The sequence below is a fragment of the Bergeriella denitrificans NBRC 102155 genome, from assembly GCF_001592185.1.
Taxonomy (GTDB): Bacteria; Pseudomonadota; Gammaproteobacteria; order Burkholderiales; family Neisseriaceae; genus Neisseria; species Neisseria denitrificans.
Map to the genome: position 1 here is coordinate 1 of NZ_BCWL01000091.1, position 8261 is coordinate 8261.

Consider the following 8261-nt stretch of genomic DNA (forward strand, 5'->3'; position numbering starts at 1 on the left):
GCGGCTTCGCTACCTTGTCCTATTCTGTGTTATTCGACTATACAAAACCAAACGAAGAAACAAAAGCGCAGCAGAATATCCATCTCCCAAAGCCGTCTGAAAAAAAGCCTACCCATTCCGGGCAGGCTTTTTTTCAATATGACCGCATTACCACTGATAGCGGTAACCGATATTGGCCTGATAAGCACGACGGATGCGGTTGCCGCGTTCGGCTTCGATTTCCGCGCTCAAGATATGCGACGGCGACAAAGCGGCCTGCACGCCTGCTCGGGCGGCAAAACGGTTGCCTGCATGGGCGATGCTAAAGTCGTCTGCATTGAAGCGGGCATCGGTATTGCCGTGGCTGCCGACATAATATGCACCGGCATACGAGCTGAGTGTTGCGCCGCCCAGCGCATAGGCCGTCTGAATATCCGCACCGGCGCGTGTTTCGGCGATGGTGGCCGCTTTATGGTAGCGCCCCGAAGACAAGCGGCTGATGCTGACTTCGGCTTGCGGCACCAGCGACCATGCGCCGCCTAAGGCAATCTGTTTGCCGCCCGCCAGGCTGACGCTGTGCGTATGGAAACGGTCTTTTTCAAACTGGCCGTCGGCATGGAAACGGGTATAGCGGTAATCCGCACTGCCGAACCAGCCGTTTTCGCTTGAAGTACCGGCATACAGGCCGCCGCTGACGGCTTTCAGCTTGCCGTCTGAATATCCGCTGCCGGTATATTCGATGTCGCTGAAATTCTGGCCGGCCATCACACCTGCATAGCTGCGGGTGAAGCGGTAATCGTAACCCATCTGCCAGCCGCGTACATTTTGCTTGAAGCCGCTGCTGATGCCGTCCAGCCCACCGATGTATCCGCCCTTGCGCTCGCTGCGGCTGCTTTCGCCCAGCAGCCACAGGCCGTTCAAACGGTTGTGCTGCTGATGCGCGCGCAAACGGCTGCCCAGGGTTGCACGCTGCTGCTGCAGAACATGGCGCGCAGCCTGTACATTAGCTACGGCGTTGTTGACATACGCGCTCAGCAGATAAGGCGGCTGCGCGGTGGTTTGGGTGGTTTCGGCGGTGTCTTTCTGTTCAACGGCTGTATTTTCGGATATAGCTGGCGTGCTTGCGCCGCTGTCCGCAGCGTTTGCTACGTTAATGCTTGTGCCGGTATCCGCCGCAGGTTGTGCGGTTTCCGGCACAGGTGCGGGCTGAGTACCGGACGGTTCGGCTGCAGGCTCGGTCTCAGGTGCGGGCGCAGGCTCAGGTTGCTCGGTAGCGGTTTTGGCCGCCAACACCCAATTCTGATTTTCCTGCTGCAGCGCATACTGGTATTTACCGGCATGCACAACCTGCCCTTCGTTGCCCAATACAAAGGCATCCGCGCCGCTGCTGCCGGTTTCCACCAACGTCAACTTGGCATCGGCAATTTCGGTTTTGGTATTGGACACATTCAGCGTATGCTTGCCCGCAACCCTACCTTTCACCACGATTTTATCGCCCTGCTGCTGCGCCAAATCGGTATTCAGGTCAAACGTGCCGTTGCCGCTTAAATTTCGGTTGATGGTCAGCGTATGGAAACCGTCGGTAGGATCAAATTTGACGGTCGAATCTTGAATATTCAGCATATCCAGCTCGCTGTTGCCGTTGAGCGTCCATACGCTGCCTTTCTCAAGATTGAGCACCACATTTCGATCGCTCGAGACAGCAGCCTGTTGCGTATTCAATATGGTCTCGCCGTGTAAGCGGCTGTTGGCGGCGGTGATTTCCAAGTTTCCTTTCCAATCAGGCAAATCCGGTATATCGGCCGGGTTCAACACCAAAAGCGCGCTTTTTCCGGATACTTCGCTGCTATTCAGGGAAATTCTCTGAGAAATACGGCTTCCGCTACCTACGCTGACAATCGCGCGGTCTGCGGAAATTTTGCTGTTGTCTATCGTTGTCGGTCTGTCTTCACCCATGGCTACGGCAACAGAACCGTCTCCGGTTAGTTCGATGGTGCCGTTGCTAAATGTGACCCGGCTGCCAACGCCGTCTACAATAGCAACGGCTTTGCTTCCTGCGCCGATTATACGGACATTATCGGCCGTGATAACTGATCCATAGCCGGGCTGAATAGCGGTTGTATAATAGCCGTTTAATTCGATGGTATGGTCATGTGTAGTTATATCCGCTTTATCCGCATAAATACCCTGAGCACCCGAGCCGTTCAAAATAATATCCGCAGCATTATCGAGTGCAACACGTTTACCGTCGTCCCCGCGTATGCTGATTGCCGTACCGCTTTCATACTCGTCGGCATCCGAATTCGGAAAATATTCACTGATATCGATATTATTCAGCTCCGCATAGCTTTTACCGATTGTCAGACGCGCACCTTTTTCAATCTTCGCATTGGCCGCAAAAACAGAAATCAAGTCCGCACTTTCATACCCGTTATATAAAGCCGCTTCTACCGTACCCGGTATGTTCAGCTCCGAATTTTGATTAGCGTTGGCATAATTACCCTGCAAACCGAATAAAACACCGCCGCTACGATGATAATCCTCCGCCCAACTGTAAGTGTCTTTATAAAAACCCGGGCCGTCTGCTGCGGGATTTTGGTATGTTCCGGGCGCAATGGTAACCTTGAGGCCATTGCTTGCAGGTGCTATATCATCCTGCCAAAAATCCTCGGTATACTCGCGTTTATTAACCGCTTCCAGCCAAGCATAGTTTTTATCGGTAAATTGCCATTGAGCATTACCCGTACCATAGTTATAGACATAGCGGCAACCCGTCGGATTTGCGCAGCTAAACTCGCTTATTTCCGCCGATGCGCTTTGCGATACCGAAGCCAATGCCGCCGCTACGGCCAAAACGCTTACTTTGATTTTCTGTTTGCTGTTCATATCTTGTTTCTCTCCCGGCACCAACCCGATACCGGCCGGCTGCTTCTGCAGCCTGACCGCGTGTTATCACAATCGGTTCAATCGTAAAACTTACCCATACATTCGTCAAGATTTTTAAATCCGCAGCCAAATGCAATGTCTGCCCCAGCATCAAAAAGCCGTCTGAAAATTATGATTTTCAGACAGCTTTCAAACACTTATCCTGCCCTTACAAAACATTGAAACACACGGGCGGGTATAAAACCCGCCCCTACAAACAGCCCGTAGGGCGGATTCCCCTGAATCCGACATTTGCCCGCAAGGGCAAACTTTGCCGAAATTCACGAATTAATCGGTTTGCAACCGATTGTCGAATTCAGGGGAATCCGACCTACTTAAATCCCCGCGCACCCATCCCGTCCTACACACAAAAAAGCCGTCTGAAACATTCAGACGGCTTTTTCTCATTATTGAAACCTGAGCCTTTTGCAAAAAATAGACAATCACCGGAAACCGATTGTAGGGGCGGGTTTCACACCCGCCCGAAGTCAATCTATTGAAACATGCGGGTGGATGTAAAACCCGCCCCTACAAACAGTTGCATTCAGTTTGCAATATTCTCAACCTACAAAAGCGGGCTGACCAGCCTTACGGTATTCTCCACCAGCGCCCACCATTTGGAGCGTTGCAGCCAGGTATCTGCGCTGATGTAGCTGCTGGCGGTCAGATAGCTTTGCTGCAGCGCGTGGATTTCGGCGGTGGTATTCACATCGTAAATCGCCAGGCTGATTTCGAGGTTAAGGAAAAAGCTGCGCATATCCATATTGACCGTGCCGAACAAGGCGTAATCGTCGTCGATGGTCAGGGTTTTGGCGTGCAGCAGGCCGCCCTCGAATGCGGCGATTTTTACGCCCGCCGCCAGCAGCATGGGGTAATAGGCGCGCGATGCGTAGCGCACCATCAGCGAATCGACTTTGGCCGGCACAATCAGGGTCACGTCCACGCCGCGCTTGGCGGCTACAGTCAGCGCCAGCAGCAGCGGCTCGTCGGGCACGAAATACGGCGTGGTGATGGTGATGCGCCGCTTGGCGGCATGGATGGCGCTGATGATGGTTTCGTAAATCACGTGGCTGCCCTGCTCGGGTGCAGACGGAATGACTTGGGCAACCACATCGCCCTGGCGCATTTTTTCGGGCATCAGGGTGGGAATGCGGTCTTGATGCTCGGTCAGATATTGCTGGATGCCTTGCAGGTTTTCATCGTCTTCCACTGCCAAATCGGCAAAAAATACGGCGGAAAGCTCCAGCACCAGCGGGCCGGTGCAGCGCATCATCACGTCCACCCATTCGCCCACGCCGGAATCTTGTTTGAAAAAACGCGGATCGACGAGGTTGAAGCTGCCGGTATAGCCGATTTTGCTGTCAATCACGAGGATTTTGCGGTGGTTGCGTAAATCGGTACGCGTAAAGAGTGTGCGCCAAATGCCCACCGGCAGGGCGCACTCGACTTCTACGCCCGCATCGCGCAGCCGCTTGGGCCAGCCGCTTTTGAAAAAGCCGCTGCTGCCGACGCCGTCAGCCAAAATCGCGCAGTCCACGCCGCGTTCCGAGGCGCGGATAACGGCTTCCAGCAAGGTCTCAATCCGCCCTTTCGGGTCAATAATGTAAAACGCGAGCATACAGGAATGCTCGGCGGCTTCGATATCGGCCAGCATACTGTCCATAATCTCATCGGTGGTCGAAAGCAGCTTCATCGCATTGCTGCGGGTCGCGCCCAGGCCGGTTACGGAAGCCGCCACCTGGCTGAGGCCGTGGTAGCGTTCTTTGAGCTTGCGCCCCACGTCCAAATAAATATCGGCCAGATATTTATCGACAAACACCTGATAAAAGCGGTTCATCTCGCCCGTGCGCTTGGCGCGCGCCGTACCCAATCGCGGCTCGCCGATTAAGATGTAGCTGATGGTGCCGAACAGGGGAAACAGAAACAGAATAATCAGCCAGGCAAAGGTCGAGCCGATGTTTTTCTGTTTGTACAACACGCGCAGCATACAGGTCAGCGCCGCCACGGTATGGATTACGAGAAAAACTTCCGCCCAGCGGATTTGGCTTAAAACATTCATCATCATGCCGTTTGCAAAGAGAAGCTGAGATTATATAGCGGAATGAAGCGTCAAGTCATACCCTGCGGCGTGCGTGCAGCACCGGCTTAGCCGCCGTTTGCGGTGCATTTCACCGGCGCGGAAAATCCGCCGCCCGTATAGCCTGAAATCATGATTTGCGGTAAGATACCGACATTCTTTTTTTCATTTTTCAGACGGCCTGATATGGCCCGAATACGGCAGAAAAAGCCGTCTGAAAACCGCCACTTTATATCCAGAAAATCAAACCGTATATGATGACTACTTCCGAACTGCGCCAGAAATTCCTCGAATATTTCCAACAGCACGGCCACCAAATCGTGCGCTCCTCCTCGCTCGTGCCACACGACGACCCGACCCTGCTGTTTACCAATGCGGGCATGAACCAATTTAAAGACGTGTTCCTCGGCTTCGACAAGCGCCCTTACTCCCGCGCCACCACCGCGCAAAAATGCGTGCGCGCCGGCGGCAAACACAACGATTTGGAAAACGTCGGCTACACCGCCCGCCACCACACTTTCTTTGAAATGATGGGCAATTTTTCGTTCGGCGATTATTTCAAACGCGATGCGATTCACTTCGCCTGGGGCTTCCTCACCGGCAAAGAATGGCTGAACCTGCCGAAAGAAAAACTCTTGGCGACCGTGTATGCCGAAGACGATGAAGCCTACAATATCTGGTTGAACGAAATCGGCATGCCCGCCGACCGTATCGTGCGTATCGGCGACAACAAAGGCGCGAAATACGCTTCCGACAACTTCTGGCAGATGGGCGATACCGGCCCCTGCGGCCCATGCTCGGAAATTTTCTACGACCACGGCGAAGAAATCTGGGGCGGCATTCCGGGCAGCCCTGAAGAAGACGGCGACCGTTGGATTGAAATCTGGAACTGCGTATTCATGCAGTACAACCGCGACGAGCAGGGCAATATGAATCCGCTGCCCAAGCCGAGCGTGGATACCGGCATGGGCTTGGAGCGTATGGCGGCGGTGATGCAGGGCGTACACAGCAACTATGAAATCGACCTATTCCAAGGTCTGCTCAAAGCCGTTGCCCGCGAAACCGGCACCGAATTCAGCATGGACGTGCCGAGCCTGAAAGTGATTGCCGACCACATCCGCTCCTGCTCTTTCCTGATTGCCGACGGCGTGATGCCGAGCAACGAAGGCCGCGGCTATGTATTGCGCCGCATTATCCGCCGCGCCGTGCGCCACGGCTACAAGCTGGGTCAGAAAAACGCGTTTTTCTACAAGCTCGTGCCCGATTTGGTGAAAGAAATGGGCGATGCTTATCCCGAATTGAAAGAAAAGCAGACCCAAATCATGGAAACGCTGCGCGGCGAGGAAACCCGTTTCGGCCAAACGCTGGAAACCGGCTTGGAGCTGTTCGGCAAAGTGTTGGACGGCATGAAGTTTCTGAAGCTGGAAAGCCTGCTGCCCGCCGAAGGTTCGGCCGAACCTTTGCGCCTGCAGACTGCGGACGGCCTGAAATTTACCGCCGCTTCGCGCAACAGCGGCGGCGTGAAGCACGTTGTCATCGCACCGCAGGCGGAAGGCCGTCTGAACGAAACCGTCGTGTTCGACTTACAAGACGTTGTGGCCGACGCCAAGCCGGAAATGGATGCGGAAGCACTGGCGGTTAAAGCAGCTTTGGAAGCATACCTGCAGGCGAATATTGCCAACAGCAAGCTGATTATTCCGGGCGAACATGTGTTCAAACTCTACGATACCTACGGTTTTCCGTATGACCTCACCGCCGACATGGCGCGCGAATTGGGTATCGATTTGGACGAAGAAGGCTTCGAGCGCGAAATGGAAGCCCAGCGCGCCCGCGCCCGCGCCGCGCAAAGTTTCAAAGCCGACACGCAGCTGGCTTACGAGGGGCAGGACACCGAATTCAAAGGCTATACCGAACGCCAAACCGAAGCCAAAATCATCGCGCTCTATCAAGGCAGCGAAGCGGTGGATGAGCTGGCCGAGGGCGAAACCGGCGCAGTGGTCATCGACTTGACGCCGTTCTACGCCGAATCAGGCGGCCAAATCGGCGACGTCGGCTTCATCTTTGCCGGTGAAAACCGCTTTGAAGTACGCGATACGCAAAAAATCAGAGCCGCCGTATTCGGCCAGTTCGGCGTGCAGGTATCAGGCCGTCTGAAAGTGGGCGATGCGGTTACCGCGCAAGTGGATAACGATGTCCGCAATGCCAATATGCGCAACCACAGCGCAACCCATTTGATGCACAAAGCCCTGCGCGACGTATTGGGCAGCCACGTCGAGCAGAAAGGCTCGCTGGTGACTGCCGATTTGACCCGTTTCGACATCTCCCACCCGCAGGCCGTTACGGCCGAGGAAATCGCCGAAGTTGAACGCCGCGTGAACGCCGCTATTTTGGCCAACGTACCCGTATCAGCGGAAATCATGAGCATGGAAGACGCGCAAAAAGCCGGTGCGATGATGCTGTTTGGCGAAAAATACGGCGACGAAGTGCGCGTATTGAGCATGGGCGGTTTCTCCACCGAGTTGTGCGGCGGCACCCACGTTGCGCGCACTGGCGACATCGGCCTCTTTAAAATCATCAGCGAAGGCGGTATCGCCGCAGGTATCCGCCGCCTCGAAGCCATCACCGGCCTGAACGCCTTGCAATGGGCGCAAAACCAAGAGCGTTTGGTGAAAGACATCATCGCCGAAGTGAAAGCACAAACCGAAAAAGACGTATTGGCCAAAATCCAAGCCAACGCCGCGCAAACCAAAGCATTGGAAAAAGAATTGGCCAAAGCCAAATCCGAGCTGGCAGTACACGCAGGTGCGGCTTTGTTTGACAACGCCAAAGACTTGGGTGCAGCCAAACTCATCGTCGCCCAAATCGATGCCGAAGCGGGCGCATTGCGCGACATCGTAACCGATCTGACCGGCAAAGCCGACAACGCCGTGGTGTTGCTGGCCGCGGTTAACGACGGCAAAGTGTCCCTGTGCGCAGGCGTATCCAAACCGCTGACCGCCAAAGTCAAAGCCGGAGATTTGGTCAAAACCGTGGCCGAACAAATCGGCGGCAAAGGCGGCGGCCGCCCCGATTTGGCGCAGGCGGGCGGTAGCGATGTTGAGAAACTGGCGGATGCGTTGAACGGCGTGGAAAGCTGGGTCAACGGCAAGCTGGTTTGATGCTGATTTGATGTGCTATTGAAAAGGCCGTCTGAAAACTTGGGGGTAAAAGCCTGAGTTTTCAGACGGCTTTTTAGTTAAGCCGATGATACGGCCGTGTACAAATCGTATAGCCGTTTCAA

At 54.7% G+C, this 8261-nt stretch carries 3 protein-coding genes; 1 reads left to right on the top strand and 2 read right to left on the bottom strand.

The window, feature by feature from the left end; genetic code table 11:
* Positions 1-147: 147 nt before the first annotated feature.
* Positions 148-2865, bottom strand: a complete 2718-nt coding sequence (locus tag BDE01S_RS06215; RefSeq protein WP_066078815.1) for an autotransporter outer membrane beta-barrel domain-containing protein — start codon at positions 2863-2865, stop codon at positions 148-150.
* Between the two features lie 604 nt (positions 2866-3469).
* Positions 3470-4963 carry a cardiolipin synthase gene (gene cls, locus BDE01S_RS06220; protein ID WP_066078816.1) on the bottom strand — a complete coding sequence of 498 codons (1494 nt, stop codon included), beginning with the start codon at positions 4961-4963 and terminating at the stop codon, positions 3470-3472.
* Between the two features lie 275 nt (positions 4964-5238).
* Here cls and alaS point away from each other — a divergent pair, with 275 nt between their 5' ends.
* A complete protein-coding gene (alaS, locus tag BDE01S_RS06225) occupies positions 5239-8139 on the top strand; it encodes an alanine--tRNA ligase (RefSeq protein ID WP_066078819.1) in 2901 nt (966 codons plus the stop codon).
* Positions 8140-8261 lie beyond the last annotated feature (122 nt).